The sequence below is a fragment of the Geodermatophilus sp. DSM 45219 genome (genome assembly GCF_900104025.1).
Classification (GTDB): Bacteria; Actinomycetota; Actinomycetes; order Mycobacteriales; family Geodermatophilaceae; genus Geodermatophilus.
This window is the reverse complement of the sequence record NZ_FNIQ01000004.1, coordinates 458,320-476,558: the sequence shown is the minus strand read 5'-3', so window position 1 is coordinate 476,558 and position 18,239 is coordinate 458,320. Positions and strand designations below refer to the sequence as shown.

Annotated in this window: 16 protein-coding genes, 1 tRNA gene, 2 pseudogenes and 1 riboswitch; of the genes and pseudogenes, 10 read left to right on the top strand and 9 right to left on the bottom strand. The window is 74.1% G+C overall.

Annotation, left to right across the window (positions count from 1 at the left end):
• Nucleotides 1-76: 76 nt before the first annotated feature.
• Nucleotides 77-625 (bottom strand): pirin family protein, encoded by a 549-nt coding sequence (locus BLR12_RS15190; RefSeq protein ID WP_255363521.1) that lies wholly within the window; start codon nucleotides 623-625, stop codon nucleotides 77-79.
• 77 nt (nucleotides 626-702) lie between these two features.
• Entirely contained in the window at nucleotides 703-1,386 is a 684-nt protein-coding gene (locus BLR12_RS15185; RefSeq protein ID WP_255363520.1) for a phosphatase PAP2 family protein, read from the bottom strand.
• 50 nt (nucleotides 1,387-1,436) lie between these two features.
• Here BLR12_RS15185 and BLR12_RS15180 point away from each other — a divergent pair, with 50 nt between their 5' ends.
• The 6 genes from BLR12_RS15180 to BLR12_RS15155 all read left to right on the top strand — a co-directional run bounded on the left by BLR12_RS15180 (nucleotide 1,437) and on the right by BLR12_RS15155 (nucleotide 8,070).
• Nucleotides 1,437-2,615: a PucR family transcriptional regulator gene (locus tag BLR12_RS15180; RefSeq protein ID WP_091379629.1), complete on the top strand. Its 1,179-nt coding sequence runs from the start codon at nucleotides 1,437-1,439 to the stop codon at nucleotides 2,613-2,615.
• Nucleotides 2,616-2,765: 150 nt separating this feature from the next.
• Nucleotides 2,766-3,968 carry an acyltransferase domain-containing protein gene (locus BLR12_RS15175; RefSeq protein WP_091379628.1) on the top strand — a complete coding sequence of 401 codons (1,203 nt, stop codon included), beginning with the start codon at nucleotides 2,766-2,768 and terminating at the stop codon, nucleotides 3,966-3,968.
• Nucleotides 3,965-4,933: a beta-ketoacyl-ACP synthase III gene (locus BLR12_RS15170; protein WP_091379625.1), complete on the top strand. Its 969-nt coding sequence runs from the start codon at nucleotides 3,965-3,967 to the stop codon at nucleotides 4,931-4,933. The genes BLR12_RS15175 and BLR12_RS15170 overlap by 4 nt, the downstream gene beginning before the upstream one ends.
• A 76-nt stretch (nucleotides 4,934-5,009) precedes the next feature.
• Nucleotides 5,010-5,249, top strand: coding sequence for an acyl carrier protein (locus BLR12_RS15165; RefSeq protein ID WP_012949533.1), 240 nt, complete (start codon nucleotides 5,010-5,012; stop codon nucleotides 5,247-5,249).
• A 58-nt stretch (nucleotides 5,250-5,307) separates the two neighbouring features.
• On the top strand, nucleotides 5,308-6,549 hold the full coding sequence (locus BLR12_RS15160) for a beta-ketoacyl-[acyl-carrier-protein] synthase family protein (protein WP_091379623.1): 1,242 nt from the start codon (nucleotides 5,308-5,310) through the stop codon (nucleotides 6,547-6,549).
• A gap of 108 nt (nucleotides 6,550-6,657) precedes the next feature.
• Nucleotides 6,658-8,070, top strand: a complete 1,413-nt coding sequence (locus BLR12_RS15155) for an acyl-CoA carboxylase subunit beta (RefSeq protein ID WP_091379620.1) — start codon at nucleotides 6,658-6,660, stop codon at nucleotides 8,068-8,070.
• A gap of 291 nt (nucleotides 8,071-8,361) precedes the next feature.
• On the opposite strand, the gene BLR12_RS15150 is transcribed toward BLR12_RS15155, so the two are convergent.
• Nucleotides 8,362-8,862, bottom strand: a complete 501-nt coding sequence (locus tag BLR12_RS15150; RefSeq protein ID WP_091379618.1) for a DUF3145 domain-containing protein — start codon at nucleotides 8,860-8,862, stop codon at nucleotides 8,362-8,364.
• A 377-nt stretch (nucleotides 8,863-9,239) separates the two neighbouring features.
• Complete coding sequence (locus BLR12_RS25560; RefSeq protein WP_218120689.1) at nucleotides 9,240-10,352, bottom strand: GGDEF domain-containing protein; 1,113 nt, start codon at nucleotides 10,350-10,352, stop codon at nucleotides 9,240-9,242.
• A 112-nt stretch (nucleotides 10,353-10,464) separates the two neighbouring features.
• On the opposite strand from BLR12_RS25560, the gene BLR12_RS15140 reads away from it, so the two are divergent.
• Complete coding sequence (locus BLR12_RS15140) at nucleotides 10,465-11,367, top strand: maleylpyruvate isomerase N-terminal domain-containing protein (RefSeq protein WP_091380019.1); 903 nt, start codon at nucleotides 10,465-10,467, stop codon at nucleotides 11,365-11,367.
• A 63-nt stretch (nucleotides 11,368-11,430) separates the two neighbouring features.
• Here the strand turns inward: BLR12_RS15140 and BLR12_RS15135 are convergent, their stop codons facing one another.
• Nucleotides 11,431-12,651, bottom strand: a complete 1,221-nt coding sequence (locus tag BLR12_RS15135) for a M23 family metallopeptidase (RefSeq protein WP_091379612.1) — start codon at nucleotides 12,649-12,651, stop codon at nucleotides 11,431-11,433.
• 11 nt (nucleotides 12,652-12,662) lie between these two features.
• A riboswitch (cyclic di-AMP (ydaO/yuaA leader) is annotated at nucleotides 12,663-12,828 on the bottom strand.
• Nucleotides 12,829-13,755: 927 nt separating this feature from the next.
• Nucleotides 13,756-14,585 (bottom strand): IS5 family transposase gene (locus BLR12_RS15125; protein WP_369803451.1). Its coding sequence is split into 2 segments (ribosomal slippage): nucleotides 13,756-14,226 and nucleotides 14,229-14,585, totalling 828 coding nucleotides; the frame shifts between segments, so codons are not numbered across the junction.
• Between the two features lie 217 nt (nucleotides 14,586-14,802).
• Between BLR12_RS15125 and BLR12_RS24595 the strand changes: the two genes are divergently transcribed.
• From BLR12_RS24595 to BLR12_RS15110, 3 genes and pseudogenes are all read left to right on the top strand, one after another.
• Nucleotides 14,803-15,006: a hypothetical protein gene (locus tag BLR12_RS24595; RefSeq protein ID WP_176832530.1), complete on the top strand. Its 204-nt coding sequence runs from the start codon at nucleotides 14,803-14,805 to the stop codon at nucleotides 15,004-15,006.
• 34 nt (nucleotides 15,007-15,040) lie between these two features.
• Nucleotides 15,041-15,114 (top strand) — tRNA-Ile (locus tag BLR12_RS15115).
• Between the two features lie 326 nt (nucleotides 15,115-15,440).
• Nucleotides 15,441-15,719: pseudogene (locus tag BLR12_RS15110) on the top strand (transposase); the annotation flags it as partial.
• 1 nt (nucleotide 15,720) lies between these two features.
• Here the strand turns inward: BLR12_RS15110 and BLR12_RS25275 are convergent.
• The 3 genes and pseudogenes from BLR12_RS25275 to BLR12_RS24880 form a co-directional block, all read right to left on the bottom strand.
• Nucleotides 15,721-15,993 (bottom strand): annotated as a pseudogene (locus tag BLR12_RS25275) (hypothetical protein); the annotation flags it as partial.
• A 526-nt stretch (nucleotides 15,994-16,519) separates the two neighbouring features.
• Nucleotides 16,520-16,804, bottom strand: coding sequence for a hypothetical protein (locus BLR12_RS15100; RefSeq protein ID WP_091379610.1), 285 nt, complete (start codon nucleotides 16,802-16,804; stop codon nucleotides 16,520-16,522).
• 653 nt (nucleotides 16,805-17,457) lie between these two features.
• Nucleotides 17,458-17,913, bottom strand: coding sequence for a hypothetical protein (locus BLR12_RS24880; protein ID WP_143018786.1), 456 nt, complete (start codon nucleotides 17,911-17,913; stop codon nucleotides 17,458-17,460).
• Nucleotides 17,914-18,239 lie beyond the last annotated feature (326 nt).

Here is an 18,239-nt window from a genome sequence, read left to right as displayed (position 1 = left end):
CGACACGCCGGCCACTCGCGGCGCGTCGCCCCGCGGACCCCGTGGTCGTCGCCGAAGGGGCCGGCGGCGTCCACCCTCAGTCGGAGGCCCAGGCCGGCCGGGCCGTCTCCAGCTGCCACACCACCGCGGTCCCCGGACCGGCCACCGGGCCGCCGGCCTGCTGCTCGACGCGGACGCCGCCGGGGCCGGCCAGCACGAGCAGCCCGGGCGGCACGGTCGTCGTCGTCCCGCCCGCGACCGTCTCCACCCACAGCCGGGCGTCGGGCCGGTCGAGGTCCACCCAGCCGTCCGCGTTGCGGTGCACCTCGTGCGCGGGCCCGGCGTCCGGACGCGCGCTGCGCAGGTACGTCTGCAGCACGTGCGCGCCGCCGTCCCCGGCCACCTCGTCGTGCTGCAGACCGGTGCCGGCGCGCAGGACGGCGACGTCACCGGCCGCGATCACCGTGCCGTCCCCCCACCCGTGCCGCAACCAGCCGGACAGCACCACGGCGACGACGTCGACGGCGCGGTGCGGGTGCCGGCCGTAGCCGTTGCCCGGCTCGAGGCGGTCGTCGGCCATCCGCAGCAGCGGGCCGAGCGAGCCGTCGTCCGGCTCGAGCACCACGTCGGAGACCAGCCCGTCCACGGTGCCTCCTGGTTCGCTCCCGCTGGCCGCTCCGCTCCTCGCTCGTTCCTCGCTGCGATGCTCACGGCCCTGTCCACTCACGGTCCCTCCTCCCCCGGCAGCGCGCCCCGGCCGCCGGGCAGCGCGTCGAAGGCCAGCGCGACCAGGAGCGTCCAGGCCACGCCCGTCGCCCACCCGCCGACGACGTCGGAGAGGAAGTGCACGCCCAGCCACATGCGGGTCAGCCCCACGAGGACGACGAGGGCCAGGCCCGCGGCGACCGCGACGCGCCGCCGCCGGGCCGTCCACCGCGGCCAGAAGAGCACCAGTGCGATGGTGACCAGGGTGGCGATGCCCGAGGAGTGCCCGCTGGGGTAGCTCAGGCCGTCCGACAGCGCCCCGCCGTTCTCGAACGCCGGGCGCACCCGCCCGAACCCCTCCTTGAGCAGCGCCGTCACCGGCCCGGCGAGCACGTTGGCGGTGACCACCCAGCCCGCCGTCCGCCACGCCTTCCGGGTGCCCAGCCAGAACAGCACCGGCAGCGAGACGACCACGCGGAACCAGGCGGCACCCGGCGCGGTCAGCACCTCCAGGACGGCGTGGGTGAGGGCGGAGCGGTCGTCGCCTGCGTAGAGCGCACGGCTGACCGCCCCGTCGAGCCCGAGCTGCGGCGCCCAGCCGGCCAGCACGCCGGCACCGAGGGCGAGCAGGACGGCCAGGCCCGCACCGACCGCGGCGGCCGCCCGCCGGACCGTCGCCCTCCCGGGGTTCCGCTGCAGCACGTCCACACCTCCACTCTCCCCGACGGCGCCCCGCGTGCCACGCTGACCAGGTGTCCGACCGGGTCAGCAGGCGCCCGCCGTCCGCAGCGACGCTGCGACGGCTCGAGCGCGCGTCCGGGTCGCTGGCCACGCGGGCGGTCGCGCGGATGGACGACGAGCTGCCCTGGTTCCGCGCCATGCCGGCGGACCAGCGGTCCTGGGTGATGCTCGTGGCCCAGGCCGGGCTGGCCTCCTTCGTCGAGTGGTGCCGCAGCCCCGAACGGCCGCCCCGGCTGACCGGCGAGGTGTTCGGCGCCGCGCCGCGCGAGCTGGCCCGCGTGGTCCCCCTGAAGCACACCGTGGACCTGGTGCGGGTGACCGTCGAGGTGATGGACGACTTCGTCGGCACCGTCGCCGAGCCCGGGGACGCCGACGTGCTGCGGCTGGCGGTGCTGCAGTACAGCCGCGAGGTCGCGTTCGCCACCGCGCACGTCTACGCCACCTTCGCCGAGAGCCGCGGGGCCTGGGACGCCCGGCTGGAGGCCCTGCTCGTCGACTCGCTGGTCCGCGGGGAGCACCCCGAGGAGCTGTCCGGCCGGGCCTCGGCGCTCGGGTGGGCGGCGACCAGCCCGGTCCTGGTGCTGGTCGGTGCCGCCCCCGGGGACCGCGACGCGCACGGCGCGGCCCGGCGGGCGGCGCGGCAGAGCGGCTGCGAGGCCCTCGTCGGGGTGCACGCCGACCAGCTGGTCGTCGTCCTCGGCGGGTCCCCGGACATGCGGTCGGCGGCCGAGCGGGTGAGCGACGAGTTCGGGCCCGGCCCGGTCGTGGCCGGACCGCTGGTCGACACCCTCGGCCGGGCCGGCGACTCGGCGGCCGCCGCGCTGGCCGGGCTCCGCGCGGCGCGCGCCTGGCCGGCCGCCCCCCGGCCGGTCGCGGCCGACGCGCTGCTCCCCGAGCGGGCGCTGGACGGCGACCCGAGCGCCCGCGCCACGCTGCAGGAGCGGATCGCGCTGCCGCTGCAGGCCGCCGGCGGCGAGGTGCTGGAGACGGTGCGCGCGGTGCTCGCCAGCGGGGGCAACCTGGAGGCCAGTGCGCGGGCGCTGTTCGTGCACCCGAACACCGTCCGGTACCGGCTGAAGCGGGCCACCGAGATCACCGGGGTGGCGGTCACCGACCCGCGCGGCGCCTGGACCGTGCAGGTCGCCCTCGCCCTCGCCGCACTCGACCAGGACCGCTCGCTCTGGCACTGAGGACCGCCCGCACCGTACGGTTCCCACCACGTGGACCCGCTGACACCCCGCTGCAACCCGGTCCTGTTGTAGGGATCCTCCAAAGAGCAGCGGTGTCCTTTCGTGCCGTTCGCCACCGCGTCACCTCCCGTTGTCTGACACGGTGAGCAGGTGCTGGCCGTCCTCGCCCCCGGACAGGGTGCCCAGAAGCCCGGGATGCTGACCGAGTGGCTCGAGCTCCCCGGGGCCGAGTCCTTCTTCCGCTGGGCCGGGGCGATCGCCGACGCCGACCTGCTCTCCCTGGGCACCACCGGTGACGCCGAGGCCATCAAGGACACCGCGGTCACCCAGCCGCTGGTCGTCGCGATGAGCCTGTTCGTCGCCCGCGAGCTCGGCGGCCTGCCCGGCCCGGTGGCCCACACGCCGCACACCGGGCGGGACGTCGCCATCACCGGGCACAGCGTCGGCGAGCTGACCGCGGCCGCCCTGGCCGGCGTGCTCAGCGTCGAGGCGGCGATCGCGCTCACCGCCGTCCGCGGCCGGGCGATGGCCGCCGCGTGCGCGCGGACGCCGACCGGCATGTCCGCCGTCCTGGGCGGCGACCCCGACGAGGTCGCCGCCGCGCTGGGCGAGCACGGGCTGACCGCGGCCAACATGAACGGCGGCGGGCAGGTCGTGGCCGCCGGCCCGCTCGACGGCCTGGCCGCGCTCAGGGCCGACCCGCCGGCCAAGGCCCGGGTGGTGCCGCTGTCGGTCGCCGGCGCCTTCCACACCGAGTACATGGCGCCGGCCCGCACCGAGCTGGAGGGCCTGGTCGGCGGCCTGCGCCCGGCCGAGCCCAGCCGGCTGCTGCTGTCCAACGCCGACGGCGCCGCGGTGACCACCGGCGCCGAGGTGCTCTCCCGGCTGGTCAGCCAGGTCACCAGCCCGGTGCGCTTCGACGCGTGCCTGGCGACCCTGCGCGAGCTCGGCGTGACCGCGGTGCTCGAGCTGCCGCCGGCCGGCGCGCTGACCGGCCTGGCCAAGCGCGAGTGGAAGGGTGCCGAGGTCGAGCTGCTGGCCGTGAGCGGCCCGGCCGACCTCGACCGCGCCCGCGCCCTCATCGAGGCCGAGCGCGGCCGCCCCGAACCCGACCACCTGCCCGACTGGCGGGTCGTCGTCTCCCCTGCCCGCGGGACGGTCAGCCCGGCCGCGGTCGCCGAGGGCACCCACCTGCCGGCCGGCACCCCGCTGGGCTGCGTCCGCAGCCGCCGCGGGGAGGCCGACGTGTCGGCCGGCTACGACGGCGTGCTCGCCGAGTGGCTGGTGCAGGACGGCGATCTCGTCGACGCGGGGGACCCCATCGCGCGGCTCTACCCGGAGGTGCAGTCATGACCGCCATCACGCTCACCGCCGGGGCACCCGGCGCGCAGATCCTCGGCTTCGGCAGCTACCGCCCACGCCGGCGGGTGACCAACGACGAGCTCGCGCAGACGATGGACACCAACGACGAGTGGATCCAGGCGCGGGTGGGCATCGCCGAGCGCCGCTGGGCCGAGCCGGACGAGACGCTGCTGGAGATGAGCGTCGCCGCGGGCGGCAAGGCGCTGGCGGCCAGCGGCCTGGACGCCGCCGAGCTGGACCTGGTCCTGCTCGCCTCGGCCAGCCTGCCGCGGCCGATCCCGGGCCTGGCGCCCGAGGTCGCCCACCGGCTCGGCGCGAAGCGGCCCGGCGCCTTCGACGTCAACGCCGGCTGCGCGGGCTGGTGCTACGCGCTCGGCTCGGCCGCGGACTCGATCCGCAGCGGCTCGGCCCGCAACGTGCTGGTGATCGGCGGCGAGCGGCTGACCGACTACACCGACCTCACCGACCGCTCGACCGCGGTGATCTTCGCCGACGGCGCGGGAGCCGCCGTCCTCGGCCGGTCGCAGACCCCCGGCGTCGGGCCGGTCGTGTGGGGCAGCGACGGCGACCAGTCCGAGGCGATCGCCATCCCCGAGGGCGAGAAGGCGATGAGCATGGCCGGCCAGGCGGTGTACCGCTGGGCCACCACCCGGCTGACCGACACCCTCGGCGAGGCGATGCGGCGGGCCGGCGTCGGCCCCGACGACATCGACGTCTTCGCCCCGCACCAGGCCAACCTGCGGATCATCGAGCTGATGGCCCGGCGGCTCGGACTCCCCGAGCGCACCGTGATCGCCCGCGACATCGTCCGGTCGGGCAACACCTCCTCCGCCTCGGTCCCGCTGGCGCTGAGCGCACTGCTGGAGTCCGGCGAGGCCAAGAGCGGTGACGTCGCCCTGCTCCTCGGGTACGGCGCCGGGCTCACCTTCGCCGGTCAGGTCGTCGTCCTGCCCTGACCGGCCCCACACACCCCCGGGCCACAGGGGCCCGACGGCGGGAGCACCCCGCCCCACCCGAGAGAGAGGACCCCGCGTGAGCGAGGACATCCAGACCGGTCTGGCCGAGATCCTGGAGGAGGTCGCGGGCGTCGCGCCTGCCGACGCCACCCCGGAGAAGTCGTTCACCGAGGACCTCGACGTCGACTCCCTGTCGATGGTCGAGATCGCCACGGCGGTCGAGGACAAGTTCGGCGTCGCCATCCCCGACGACGAGCTGGCCAACATCAAGACCGTCGGCGACGCCATGAGCTACATCCAGAAGAACAAGGCCTGACCGCACCACCGGTCGACCACTCCGGCCCCCCGGCCGCCCGTCCCAGGAGGAACCCGTCATGAGCACGTCCGTCGGCGACGTCGTCGTCACCGGCCTCGGTGCCACCACGCCGCTCGGTAGCGACGTCGCCAGCACGTGGGACGCGCTGCTGGCCGGGCGGTCGGGGGTCAGCCGGATCACCGACGACTGGGCCAAGGACTTCCCGGCCCAGCTCGTCGCCCGGCTGGACACCGACCCGGCCGGCCAGATCGACCGCGTCCGCGCCCGCCGGCTGGACCGCAGCCAGCAGGTGGCCGTGATCGCCGCCGAGGAGGCCTGGCGCGAGTCCGGTGCGGCCGAGGCCGGCGTCGCCCCCGAGCGGGTCGCCGTCGTCTTCGGCACCGGCATCGGCGGCGCGCTCACCCTGCTCGGCCAGGACGACGTCCTGGAGGAGAAGGGCCCCAAGCGGGTGTCTCCCTTCACCATCCCGATGCTCATGCCCAACGGCCCCGCCGCCGCGGTCGGGCTGGCGGTCGGCGCCAAGGGCGGGGTGCACGCCCCGGTCAGCGCCTGCGCCTCCGGCGCCGAAGCGATCCGCTGGGGCCTGGACCTGCTGCGGTTCGACCGGGCCGACGTCGTGCTGGTCGGCGGCGCGGAGGCCTGCGTGCACCCGCTGCCGATGGCCGGCTTCGCTGCGATGCGCGCGATGAGCACCCGCAACGACGAGCCCGAGCGCGCCTCCCGGCCGTTCGACAAGGCCCGCGACGGCTTCGTCCTCGGTGAGGGCGCGGCGGCGCTGGTGCTCGAGCGCGGGGACGCCGCCCGGGCCCGTGGGGCACGCATCCACGCCCGGCTGGCCGGCGCCGGCGGCACCGCCGACGGCTACGACCTGGTCGCCCCGCACCCCGAGGGCGAGGGCGCCGGCCGGGCGATCGCGGCCGCCGTGCGCGACGCCGGGCTCACCGCCGCCGACATCGGCCACGTCAACGCGCACGCCACCTCCACGCCGGTGGGTGACACCGCGGAGGCCGCGGCCATCCTCAACACGGTCGGCGAGCACACCCTCGTGACGGCGACCAAGAGCCAGACCGGCCACCTGCTCGGCGCGGCCGGGGCGCTGGAGTCGGTCTTCACGATCCTCGCGCTACGCGAGCAACTCGTGCCGGCCACCGCCAACCTCGACGACCCGGACGACGACGCGGCCGTCCAGTCCCTCGACATCGTGCGCCGCGAGCCGCGGCGCGCCCAGCTCACCGCCGCGGTCAACGACTCCTTCGGCTTCGGCGGCCACAACATCGCGCTGGTGTTCACCACCCCCTGAGAGCGGACCCCGTCCGTCGGCCCCCTGCAGGGTCCCGCCACGAGCCTGCGAGCGGTGGCGGCACGGGGCCCTTCACCCGCACGCCCGCGTCCGGCCCGGAGAGGTCCCATGACCACGCTGCACGCCGCTCCTCCCCTGCCCGCCTCCGACCCGCGCGACCCCGAGGACCGGCTGGCACGGTTCTTCGACCCCGGCTCGATGTCGCTGCTGGTGCCCCGCGACACCTCGGGGGTCATGGCGGCCCGGGGGACCGTCCGGGGAACCCGGGCGATCGCGTTCTGCACCGACGCCACGGTCATGGGCGGCGCCATGGGCCTCGACGGCTGCCGGCACATCGTCGACGCCATCGACACCGCGCTGCGCGAGCGGTCCCCGGTCGTCGGCATCTGGCACTCCGGCGGCGCCCGGCTGGCCGAGGGCGTCACCGCGCTGCACGCCGTGGGCGAGGTGTTCGAGGCGATGGTCCGCGCCTCCGGGCGCATCCCGCAGATCTCCGTCGTGCTGGGCCCGGCGGCCGGCGGGGCCGCCTACGGCCCGGCGCTCACCGACCTGGTCATCATGGGGCCGGCCGGCCGGGTGTTCGTCACCGGCCCGGACGTCGTCCGCTCGGTGACCGGCGAGGACGTGGACATGGAGAGCCTCGGCGGGCCGGACACCCACGGCCGGCGCAGCGGCGTCGTGCACGTGGTGACCGACTCGGAGCAGGAGGCGCTGGAGACCGCCGGGCAGGCGGTGGACCTGCTGGCCGCCCAGGGCACCTTCGCCCCGGCCGAGCGGGAGCCGGACGTCGACCTGCGCGCCCTGCTCCCCGAGCAGACCAACCGCGCCTACGACGTCAAGCCGCTGGTGGCCGCCGTGCTCGACGGCCCAGCGCTGGAGCTGCACCCACGGTGGGCGCCGAACATCGTGACCGCGCTGGGCCGGCTGGCGGGCCGGACCGTCGGGGTCGTCGCCAACAACCCGCTGCGGCTGGGCGGCTGCCTGGACTCGGCGTCGGCGGAGAAGGCGGCCCGCTTCGTGCGGATGTGCGACGCGTTCGGCGTCCCGCTGGTGGTGCTCGTCGACGTGCCCGGTTACCTGCCCGGCGTCGGCCAGGAGTGGGACGGCGTGGTGCGCCGCGGCGCCAAGCTGCTGCACGCCTTCGCCGAGGCCGTGGTGCCGCGGGTGACTCTGGTGACCCGCAAGTCGTACGGCGGGGCCTACATCGCGATGAACGCCCGCTCGCTCGGTGCGACGGCGGTCTTCGCCTGGCCGGGGGCCGAGGTCGCGGTCATGGGCGCCAAGGCCGCGGTCGGCATCCTGCACCGCAAGAAGCTGGCCGCCGTCCCGCCCGCCGAGCGCGAGGCGCTGCACGCCCGGCTGGCCGCCGAGCACGAGCGGATCGCCGGCGGGGTGAACCGGGCGCTGGAGATCGGGGTCGTCGACGAGGTGGTGCAACCGGCGCAGACCCGGCGGCGGCTGGTCGCCGCGCTGGCGGGCGCGCCGTCGGGCCGCGGGGCGCACGGCAACATCCCGCTGTAGCAGGAGGACCCCGCTGCCCCCACCACTCGCGAGCTCGCGGCGGAGCCCTGCAGCGGGGCCACCTGCCTGTGGCAGGGAGATGGTCGTCCGGACGCCGCTTCCCCGACGACGTCCGGACGACCCGTCTGAGAGCCTACGACGGGAAGGCGCAGGTCGCGCTGCCGTCGTGGTCGGATCGTGATCTGGCCCCCTGCAGGGTCCCGCCGCTGGCCCCGTCCGGAAGCTCGCCCCGAGCGTGCGAGGGGTGAGGTCGACGGGGTCCTGTCACTGTGGGGGCAGGGGGTCCCTTCTCTAGACGACCTGGTGGAGCCAGGTGACCGGGCTGCCGTCGCCGGCGTGCCGGTAGACCTCGAGGTCGGCGTCCCAGGCGGCGCCGAGCAGCTCGTCGACCCCGTGCCGGAACGCCTCGATGGAGGTGGCCGAGGCCGCGAGCGAGCGCAGCTGCTGCTCGCTCACCACGATGTCGCCGTTGGCGCTCGTGGGCGCGCGGAAGACGCCGTGGCCGGGCACGTACGACATGCGCTCGCCGTCGTTGCCGTAGCTGGCCTCTTCGGTCACCTCGAAGCGCAGCATCGGCCACGCGCGGAGCGCGGCGACCAGCTTGGCGCCCGTCCCGGGGGCACCGGTCCAGGCGACCTCGGCCCGGAACGAGCCGTGTGCCGCGGGCTGGTCGGCCCACGACAGGGAGACCGGCGCGCCGATGACGCGCTCGAGCGCCCACTCGACGTGCTGGCAGAGCGCCTTCGGGCACGCGTGCACGAAGACGACACCCTGGGTAGACCGTCGCTGCACGGGGCACCTCCATCGACTCGATCGGTCTCGTCTTCCCCAACGGACGATCGATTCGGTGACAGGCTGTGTTCGGCGATCTGGGACCAGGGGGCCCGAGGACAGTGTGCACGATGGTCACCCCATCGCGCCAGTGCGGGCGGGGCAGTTGGGTCCGGTGTGACGGGGCGGTCACGACCGCTGCCCGACCGCGCTGGTCAGCGGGCACCCCACGGGGTCGCGCCCGCGGTGGGTGCATCCACCGTCCCCCCACAGGCCGTCCACAGGATCTCCCCCGGCGACCCACGGACGGTCACCACCCGAACGGAGTCGTACCGCATTCCGCTCACTGTGCGTGAGCGCGATGCGGGTCGGGCGCCCGGTGTCCACAGGCCGCGGGCTCAGCCGGCGAGCGCGGTCACCCGGTTCCCGCCGGCGCCCTTGGCCCGGTACATCGCCTGGTCGGCCCGGTGCAGCACCTCGGACCCCTCGTTCCCGGGCCGGACGACGGTGAGGCCGACGCTCGCGGTCACGCCGGAGCCGGCGCCGACGACCGCCACGGCGTCCCGCAGCCGGGCGGCGAGCCGCTCGCCGTCGTCCTCGGTCGCCTCGGCCAGCACGGCGAACTCATCACCGCCGAGCCTGGCGACCGTGTCGGTCTCGCGCACCACGCCGGTCAGCGCGGCGGTGACCGCCTGCAGGACGGCGTCCCCCGCGGCGTGGCCGCTGAGGTCGTTGACGGCCTTGAACCCGTCCAGGTCGACCAGGCACACCACCCAGTCCCCGTCGGTACCGGCGGCGGCGCGGTCGAGCCGGTCGAGGAAGGCCCGCCGGTTGAGGCAGCCGGTGAGCGGGTCGGTGGCGGCCAGCACCTCGGAGGTGCGCAGCAGCAGCTGCTGGCGGTCGTAGGCCTCCCACTGGTTGGCCGAGGCCATGGCGCAGAGCACCGTGTAGACGGCCATCACGACCCCGATGAACGCGGCCGACGAGTCCAGGCCGCTGCCGGCGACGCAGACCAGGTAGGCGCCGTTCATCACGCCGCCCATCGCCACGACGCCCCACGGCGGGTAGGCGACGGCCATGAAGCCCAGGGTGATGAACAGCAGGGCGAACAGCGGGCTCGAGGCGCCGCCGTCGACCCGCGAGCCGACCGCGACCAGGCCGGTGACCGCGAGGCTCCAGCAGTAGAAGAGCAGGCTCCCCCGGCGGTCGCGCACCATCCGCCCGACGGGGAGCACGAGCAGCAGCGGCGCCGCCAGGACCGCCGCGCCGGCCAGGCCCACGAGGACGGCGGTGCGCTGGGCGGTGCCCGGGGTCAGCAGCGCGTACCCGACGACGGCCAGGGCGGAGAACTCGGTGAGCGCGACGCCCAGCCGCACGTGGCGGACCCAGTAGGCGGCCCGGTCGTCGTCGGCGGCCAGCTGGCGGTACAGGGCTGCGCGCAGGACGGTCCACCGACCGCGCGCCCCGCCGCTCGGGGTGCGGCGGCGGTCGCCGGCCGGCCTGTCGTCCATGGACCAACCATCGTCGTGGAGTCGGTCCAGGTTGACCCGCCTCACCCCTGCGAGGGTGTCGTGCGAGACCGACGCCACGCCTGCCCCTGCCCGGCCGGGGTAGGAGGCGGACATGGCGTCTCTCGCGCGGCACCAGGGCATGGCCGACGCGGGGCGCGACGTGGTCGGGCCGATGGTGCTCGGGGCGTGGGACGCGTTCCTCGAGCAGGCCGCGGCCGTGGACCTCGACCGGCCGACCCGGCTGCCCGGCTGGCGCGCCCACGAGGTCTGCGTGCACCTTGGCCTGTGGGACGACCACGCCGCGCTGCCCGACCTGGTGGCCTCGGCGCGGTCGGGCGGGGTGGGGACGCCGCCGGACGTCGACGCGACCAACGCGCGGGTGACCGCGGCGCACCGGAGCGCGTCGCGCGAGGAGGTGCTGGCGGCCCTGCGGCGCAACCGCGACGCCACCGACGGCTACCTGACCGGGGAGCCGGTGGAGCTGGACACCGCACCGGCGGTCGCGGTGGTCGGGCGGCTGCCGCTGCTCAGCGTCGTCCTCGGGCAGGCCTACGAGCTCGCCGTGCACGGGCTGGACCTGGCGCCGTGCGGCGCACCCGCTCCCCCGCCGCCGGTCCTGCGGTCGGGGCTGGCCGCGCTGGCCGACGTGACCGGCGCGCTGGCGGCCCGCGAGGGGGTGACGGGTGGCGCGACGCTGGCGACGCCCGAGGGCGGCTGGACCTTCGCCGCCGACGACCGCGGCTGGACCGTCCGGCGGACGCCGGCCGGCGACGTCCGCGGGACGGCGGTGGAGGCGCCGGCCGACCTCCTGCTGGAGGCGGCCTCGGGGCGGGTGAACCCGGTGCTGGCGCTGGCCCGGCGGCGGCTGCGGGTGCACGAGCTCGGCGGGCTGATGGCCCTGGCACCGATCGTGCAGTCGGCACCCGGCATCCCGGGCGGGCCGATCCTGACCCTGGCGGCGCAGACGCTGGGCGGCGTGGGCGGCCTGCTCGGCCGGTTCCGCGGGCGGCGGTAGACGCACCGACGGCCGCCGGGGGCGTACCCCGGCGGCCGTCGGTAGGTGGAGATCGGTTCAGCCTCAGCAGGCGCCGCCCAGCGAGATGCCCTGCGCCTGCAGCCACGGCATCGGGTCGACCCGGCTGGCGTACAGGCCGCCCTGGTGCACCTCGAAGTGCAGGTGCGGGCCGGTGGACTGGCCCTTGTTGCCGACGTCGGCGATGTGGTCGCCGGCCTGGACGACCTGGCCGGCGCTGACGAAGAACTGGTTCACGTGCCCGTAGAGGGTGATCTGCCCGTCGCCGTGCTGGACGTAGACGGCCTGCCCGAAGCCGCTCGCGGGGCCGGCCTGCAGCACGACGCCGTCCTGCGGGACGTAGATCGGGGTGCCGATGGGGGCGGCGATGTCGACGCCCTGGTGCATGGTCCCCCAGCGGGGGCCGTAGCAGGAGGTGACCCGGCCGGCGGTCGGCATCCCGGAGGTGCCCGACGCGCTGGCCAGCGACTGCTGCTGCTGGGCCTGGCGGGCGCTCCACGCGGCGGCGGCGTCGGCGGCGCCCTGGGAGGCGAGCAGGCGCTCGCCGGCCAGCCGGAGCTCCTCGTCGAGGCGGGCCTTCTCCGCCGCACGGGCGTCGTAGTCGGCCTGCGCCCGGGCGAGGTGCTCGTTGGCGGCCCGCTCGGCCTCGTCGGCCTTGCGGGCGAGCTCGCCGAGCTGCGCGACGGCGGCCTTGGCGGCGCGGTCGGCCTCCTCGACCCGCGCCTGGACGGTGAGGAACTCCTGCAGCCGGCCGGCGCGGTGGTCGCCCAGCTGCTCCACGGTCGCGGCCTGCTGCAGCAGCTCGGTGGGGCTCTCCGCGTCGAGCACCAGCTCGAGGTCGCCGTAGCGGTTGTCGGCGCCCATGTAGGCCTCGCGGCCGAGCTCGGCGATGTCCTCCTCGGCCCCGGCGACGTCGGCCTGCGCGGCGGCCAGCTCCGCGGCGGTGCGCTCGGCCTCCGCCTGGCCCTGGGCGAGCTGGGCGCGGGCGACCAGGGCGGCGTCGGCGGCGGCCTCGGCCTCGACGGTCATCCGCTGCAGCTGTTCCTCGGCGGCCTTCACCTGCGCCTCGATCTGCTCGACCCGCTCGGCGAGCGAGGCCTGCTCGGAGGCGGCGGGGGCGGGAGCGGCGCCCGCGACGACGGGGGCGCCGGCGAGGAGCCCGGCGACCGCGGCGGCGACGACGACGGCCCGGCGACCGGCGCTCAGGCGGCTACGGGGGAACGTGGCGCAACGGACCACGGTGTTCTGGCGGTGCAGGGTCGCCAAGGCGACTGTTCTCCCATCCTCGCGACCGCCTACCGAGTTAGCTGACGGGTTCGGGCCGGACGGCGCCCTACCCGCCTGCGCTCCCCAAGCGCAGGCAGGACTCACCCCAGTGGAACGGTGGGTCCCCGGTCCGCGTCGGCCCCGGGTGGGACGTCGGCGGTTCGGCGGGGCCGTGCCGAGGCCCTCGGTTCCCGAGGAGCTGAGCCCGGCAGGGCCGTCGGGAAACCTACACCGGCTCCCGGCGTCCGGTCACGATCGGATAACGCAGCCGGGGCGCCGCCTTGTCTCCGCGGCTCGCATTCACTACACGGCGTCAGCGTCCGACTGCGGAACGGTGACGGCTGGGACGGGCGAGACGGGCGGGACGACCAGCGCGGACGCCGATTTCCCGGTGTTCCGCCCCTTCACACCCCGTCGCCGCGATCCCGCGCTGTGACGTCGCACACGGTGGGCATCCATCGGGGTGGTTGGGGACGGTGCAGCACGCCGTCCACAGGGGTCTTGCGCGGGAGCCGATCCCGTGCCGGGTCATCTCGAGGCTGCATGGGAGCGGCACCTGCTGTCGGCCTGAGCGCTCGCGGATGACGCGGGCCCGACGGCAGGAGGGGCGCGTGAAGGTCGTCGCTGCGGTCGGGGTCGCCGCCGTGGCGGGCGCGCAGGAGCGCTGTCGCAGTACGTCCCGCCGGACGAGCGCGGTCGCGAGATCGTGGTCGGCGAGGACCTCAGGAGGTCCCTCGTGGGCGTCAGTGCCAGCAGGCAGCAGGCCGCGAAGCAAGGGGGGACGGCGGGCTGATCCGCCGTACAGCCGGACGCGCTGCGGCGAGGTGTTCGAGCTGCCGAACCACATCTCGCCGATCGCGGTGGTCCACGATGTCCCCGGCGTCGAGGACCTGAACCTCTCCCCCGCGGTGCTGGCCGGAATCTTCGACCAGCAGATCACCACCTGGGACGGCCCCGCGGTCGCCGCGGACGACCCCGGGCGGAACGCTGCCCGACCTGCCGATCACCCCGGTGGACCGCTCCGACGAGTCGGGCACCACCGAGAACTCCACCGAGTACCTGGCCGCCGCGTCCGGTGAGGCCTGGCCTTAAGAAGACGTTGCATTAGTTCGTCGGTAGGCGTCGAGCGCAGATCAGGGTGACGGCCAGGCGGGCCAGCGCGGTGATGGTCGCGGCGGTGCGGTCGTAGCGCAGCGCGAGGCGTTTGTAGGACAGCAGCCAGCCGAGGGCGCGCTCGACCACCCAACGGTGTCGACCGAGCCGGGTGCTGGAGTCGACCCCGATGCGGGAGATGCGCGCGGTGATGCCCCGGCGGCGCAGGTAGCGGCGTACCCGCGGGTTGTCATAGCCCTTGTCCCCGTGCAGCTTGAGTGGCCGCCGGCGGGGATGGCCGCGGCCACCGATCCTGATGGCCGGCATCGAGTCCAGGATCGGTTCGACGAACAGGCTGTCGTGCCGGTTCGCGGCCGAGACCAGCACGTTGAGCGGCAGCCCGTGCGCGTCGACGAGCAGGTGGTACTTGCTGCCGGCCTTGCCCCGGTCGGTCGGGTTGCGGCCGGTCAGGTCACCCCCCTTTTCGCCCGGACGCTGACCGAGTCCAGGCTGGCCCGCGACCAGTCCAGTTCGCCCTCCTGGCCGAGGCGGTCGAGCACCGCCTGGTGCACCCGGTCGAACACGCCGGCCTCGGCCCACTCGCGCATCCGCCGCCAGCAGGTCCAACCCGACCCGTAGCCCAGCTCGGCCGGCAGCTTGGTCCAGCCGATGCCGGTGGAGAGCACGAAGGCAATGCCCTCGAGCACGTCCCGGTCTGAGACCCGGGGCCGGCCGGTGCGCCCGTGCACCGCGGGCGGCTGCGCCGGGATCACCGGCTCGAACAGCGCCCACAGCTCGTCGCTGATCAGCCGGGGCGGCGGGGAAGACGCCGGCGACAACATGCCCGGCAGCCTGCGCCGAGCCACCAAGACGGAACAGAGCCCGACTACCTACTTCTGCAACATCTTCTAAGAGCCGGACGGCAACTGGCCGGTCCCCGGTGGCGAGGCGGCCCAGGGGAACCCCGGCGGGGCGCCGCCGTCGCCGGCAGCGAGGGCACCGTAAGACCTCGCCCTGGAGCTGGACCGGACGACGGCCGAGTCCGGTGAGTACCCCATCGTGCTGGTCAGCTACCACGTCGGCTGCACCGCCTACGAGGACCAGCTGACCGCGGACCTCATGCCCTACGTGGTGAGCGAGGAGGGGCAGGCCGCGGCGGCCGAGGTGGCCGGGGTAGCCGGGGTGGCCGGGGCCGCGCCGAACTCCGGCGCGCTCCACGAGCAGGCCCGCATGGCGATCGACGCCATCAGCACCGCGTCCTGACCGTTCCCGGCGATCTGGCAGGCTTGGCTGTCGCGGGGCGGTAGCTCAGCCGGTCAGAGCATGGGACTCATAATCCCTGGGTCGTGGGTTCGAGCCCCACCCGCCCCACACACTGTGTGTGTTGCTTCGCCTGATGCTTGACGAACGAGCGTCGGGTGAGGCTTGACGCTGTTGCGGTTGATGGTTGACGGTTGTTTCGGCTGGTCCTCGACGCTCTCTCGACGAGCGAGCTGAGCGTGGCGGAGCAGAGTTCTCTGGCGTGCTGGCGGTGCTCGCTGTAAGCCATCCGGCGACCCCCCGAAATTGATGAAGCCTTCCAACCCCTTACGACGGCTGCGATGAGGCCACTCTCTCGTGATCTGCCTAAGAAGACGTTGCGAAAGTAGGTCGTGAGGCTCTGGTCGGTCTGCCCACGTCGGCGCAGGGTGCCGGGCATGTCGTCGCCGGCGTCTTCCCCGCCGCGGCTGATCGGTGACGAGTTGTGGGCACTGGCCAAGCCGCTGATCCCGCTCCGACGACCAGCCATCCACGGCCGAACCGGCCGGCCCCGCACGGCAGATCGGGATGTGCTGGAGGGCATCGCCTTCGTGCTCTCCACCGGCATCGGCTGGGCCAAGCTGCCGACCGGGCTCGGCTACGGGTCGGGCTGGACCTGCTGGCGCCGGATGCGCGAGTGGGCCGAGGCCGGCGTCTTCGACCAGCTGCATACCGCCTGACAACCACCTCGACGAACCGCACCGCTCGGTCGTCGGTGCGCAGCCGCCCCCGGGCCGTCCCGGTGTCGGGGTCCAGGCCGGCCACCCATGCCTCGTAGCCGTCCTCGGCCAGCGCGGCGAGCTCCTGCACCGGCCCGCTGCCGGCGGAGTAGCGGCGCGCGATGCCGGTCCCCTCGGTCAAGTAGTAGTCATCGGCCCGGCCCCGGCTCGCTTCCACATAGTGCCGGGCCGCCGAAGGAGCCCCGGCGTAGACCTTCATTCCGCCGTGCATTGTCAGCGCCACTCAACAATGACCAACACGTCACCCCCAGGAACGGCAGCGACCCCCGCGAAGCGGGGCCCGAACTACCGCTATGGGTAGCATGTGTGCCGTTCTTGAGTGAACGCTTGAAGGTTAGCGGCAGGCGTTGGACGGTACGGGTAAGAAGTCGCCGTAGGTGTCTTCTTGTTGGTCGTTCATGGCGATTGTCAACTGTAACCAGGATGCCGTCTGCCCTGTTGTTTGTACTGATGACAACGAACTCGGCGATCCACCGGTTCGCGTCCCGGCGCAGCCTCTCGTGACACGGTGGTGTGGGCATCAGGCGGCTGGCGGACGACTCGGCTCAGCCGAGCCAGCAGGGTGTCCCGGTTGCCCTCCCCCTGCGGGAAGGTTCATCGGGCGGGTCCTACGGGACAGCGGCTGAGCGACACGTGCTCTGTCCAGCGGTGTTCCCGGTCGGCGTTCCTCTTGCGGGACGCCCGGCGAGTTGCGTCGGCTGAGTACTCGTCACCTTTTCATGCACGAGCGAAGCGGCTCAGCGAGCACCTGACCGGAACTCCGGGGAGCTCGCGGAACTCGTGAACGGCCAGAACGGAGGATTGCTGTCGCGGAGCATGTCCACGTACGCCTGCCCGGTCAGCACGTCAGCTGCCTCGCAGTCGGTGTAGCCACGCCCGGCGATCAGGGCAGCCAGCTCGTCGCGGTCGGCAGGGGTGGCGTAGGCGGCCAGCTCCTGCTCCAGGGTTCGGTGCGCATGCCGCTTGCTGCAAGTGTGGCTGACGTAGGCGCGGAGGCCAAAGCAAGCAGAGATCCAGGACATGGCCGACTCCCGTCCGAGACCACGAGCCTCCCAGCACGCGTGCGCGCGGCCAAGAGGTCATGGCGTGAGCGGCTGGGGGCCAGCTCCGGGTCGATCAACTCGTGCTCGATCGCGACGATCGCCAGGCAGCCGCCGATGCGCAGCTCGGCGGCCGGGTCGAACGTGGTGGCCGATCCTGCCTACGGCGCCGGCGTCAGCAGCGCATCGCCTTCGTGCAGGAGTGTCCGCTGGTTCCGCGACGCGCTCGACTGTCCCGCTGACCGATCCCCTGCCGGACGGCGCTTGGTGCTTATCCCATCGGCGCCAACTGCGCCGGTAGCCGTTGGCCGATCGGGACGTCCCCAAGGGCGCCTATGCCTCAACGGCGGTCTCCGAGCTGACGTAGACCCACAGGTCCAGGACTGCGCTCTCGTCGACGCGCGGAGTCCGAGGGACTCGACCCGCTCCAACCCTCTGACTCGTGGAGTGCAACCGTTGATAGCCGTGCCTACCCGACGTCGGGGACGGCTCGTTGTCCCCGGGACCGGTCCATGGCCCTACCGGAGCTGCTGAGAGCGCATGCGCCATCAGCAGCGGCTGAGGCGCCTGATCGTCGATCTTGCTCCGGACGGTTGGCCCGTTGTCTGGCCTGTCCTCCCCAGCCCGACGGTCGCTCACAGATAACTCATCTTCATGTACCGCCCTTGCTGCGCTTCGCTGGCGGCCTTGGCAACCTCGTCTCGGCGGTCATACAGGCAGCGGTCAAGAAAGACGTCAACGCGTTCACCTCGCCAGCCAGCTGCTGCGATAACCACCCATAGCCCGAGGAGGTCGTGCGGGTGTTCGGGGTCCCACAGGCGCGACTCCGCCTTGCTGATCAGTTCGTTTACGGTGGGGTCCCTCGGTACCAGCTTCAGGAGGGCGGTCGCCCGCTGGGCGCCTTCATCTAAGAGGTCGATGCTCTGCCGCTGGCACCACATGACTGGCTCGTCAGCGGTCGACTGACTGTGCCCTAGGCGGACGATGGCGTCTCCGAGGGCGCAGTTGATCATTGTGGCATCTCGCGGCTCCCCCGCTAGGTCTTTGAGCCAGACGACGTCGCTGCTGTCTCCGGCGGCTCCCAGGGCCATCACGAGTTGGTACTGCGTTTCCCACGTTCGCTCGTCTTGCAGCTCACGTTGTAGGGCTACACGGACCGCAGCAGCCGTCGAGGGGTCACCCAGAGTGCGCAGACGCTTGGCTCCCCGCCGCCGTTGCGCTGACTGAGGAGAGCTGAGCAAGGCCAGTGCTTCATCGCGGGACAGGGCCATAAGCGACAGCTTGCCCTGTGCCGTTGACCTGGTCAGCCGCGAACCGTTGACGGCGGGATCAATAGGTATGCGGGAGAAGCACCGGGCCTGCACCGTTCGCCTCCTGCGCGACCAGGATGCTTTGCAGTGCCGATCGATCTCTCCAG